Origin of the sequence: Cupriavidus phytohabitans, from assembly GCF_017815025.1 — a bacterium.
Lineage (GTDB): Bacteria > Pseudomonadota > Gammaproteobacteria > Burkholderiales > Burkholderiaceae > Cupriavidus.
Window position 1 is genome coordinate 1 of sequence record NZ_JAGIQB010000167.1, and the last position, 1646, is coordinate 1646.

At 58.4% G+C, this 1646-nt stretch carries 2 pseudogenes; both read left to right on the forward strand.

From position 1 onward, the window contains the following. Positions 1–75: pseudogene (locus J8I34_RS33855) on the forward strand (IS6 family transposase); the annotation flags it as partial. A 165-nt stretch (positions 76–240) separates the two neighbouring features. Further along, positions 241–1255, forward strand: a pseudogene (locus J8I34_RS33860) (IS110 family RNA-guided transposase). The last annotated feature ends 391 nt before the right edge of the window (positions 1256–1646 follow it).

The following is a 1646-nucleotide window of genomic DNA, read 5'->3' on the forward strand; positions in this document are numbered from 1 at the left end:
CGCCGCGTCAGGCCGATGCTGGGGTTCCAGACCTTTCGCTGCGCCCGCATCATCCTGGGCGGCATCGAGACCATGCGTAGATAGCGTCAAGCAGGACGGCCGGTCCAGCGACAAATGGAATGAACGCCCCCACCTACCGTGTCGGACACGCCAAAGAAGGCAGACCCTCACGGGCCGACGGCATCAAAGTGCCAAAATGGAAGATCATTGAGGTCTTCACATGCGAACCGGAGGGTCCAAATGAAGTATACGACGGTCGGGGTGGATATCGCGAAGAGCGTCTTTCAGCTTCACTGGGTGGACGCCGGTACAGGAGAGATCGTGAACAAGCAACTGAAGCGGGCCGCGTTCCTGGAGCATTTTGCGAATCGAGAACCCTGCCTGATCGGCATGGAGGCTTGCGGCGGTTCACAGCATTGGGCGCGACGATTGATGGAATTGGGGCATCAGGTCAAGCTGATGCCGGCGAAGTTCGTGAAGGCGTTCAATATCGGGAACAAAAACGATCCGGCGGACGCTCGCGCCATCTGGATGGCCACGCAGATGCCCAGGAAGGCCATCGCCGTGAAGACAGAAGGCCAGCAGGCAGTGCTGGCGTTGCACCGCTTGCGGCAGCAGAAGATCAAGTGCCGCACCATGCAGATGAACATGCTGCGGGGCCTGCTGGCCGAATATGGAGAGGTAATGGCGAGGAGCTGCGCTGGACAAGGCAATTCCAATATTGCTCGCAACACTCGCCGAGCGGTTGCCGGCGATGCTGATCGATTCCCTACGCGAGCTTTGGAGCGATCTCGACCGGCTCGACAAGCAGATCGCCGACATCGAGCGGCGCCTGCAGAACTGGATGAAGGAAGACAAGGCGTGCAAGGCAATTGCAGAGATTCCCGGTGTGGGCCTTCTGACGGCGACCGCCACCGTCGCCACAATGGGTGACGTCAGAGCATTCAAATCAGGGCGGGAATTTGCCGCGTGGCTCGGACTCGTCCCCAAGCAGATCGGCACTGGCGGCAAGGTCCAGTTAATGGGTATCAGCCGACGCGGCGACACATATGTGCGCACGCTGCTGATCCATGGCGCGCGCAGCGTCCTATACCACAGCAAGCACTTGGGAGCGTGGACCGAGCAGTTGCAGAAGCGACGACCCTCGAACGTGGTGACTGTCGCGCTGGCGAACAAGATGGCTCGGACAATCTGGGCAGTTCTGGCGCGTGGCAAGCCGTACAATCCTAGGCACGTCAGTGCGCAACCGGCTTGAGCCACGGGACTTATAGAAGATTGACGCTTGCAGGATGACGTCGAAAGGTTGCGTTGGCAATCGAGTGTGATGACAAGACAGGTCGGAACCTGAACTCGCCAAACCTGAAAAATGATTCGAGCGTTCCAGCTCGCGCGACAAATGAGGGGCGAGCCAGCGGATTTCATCGGGGCCAGCAGCGAATGAGGCTGCAACAAGGCCGCATATAAAGCTGCAACCCATCCTGTCCAGACAGAGCACTTGAAAAACTAGCGCAAAAGGGGGCGTTCATATAAATCATTTTGTCCGGTTGGCCGGGATGATTGTCGGCGGGTTTAGCAGGCTGCTGAAGTACTAGCCGCGCAAAAAGCGAAGCTTGCCTCTACAAGGCTGAAGGGCTCGCTATTTTTCA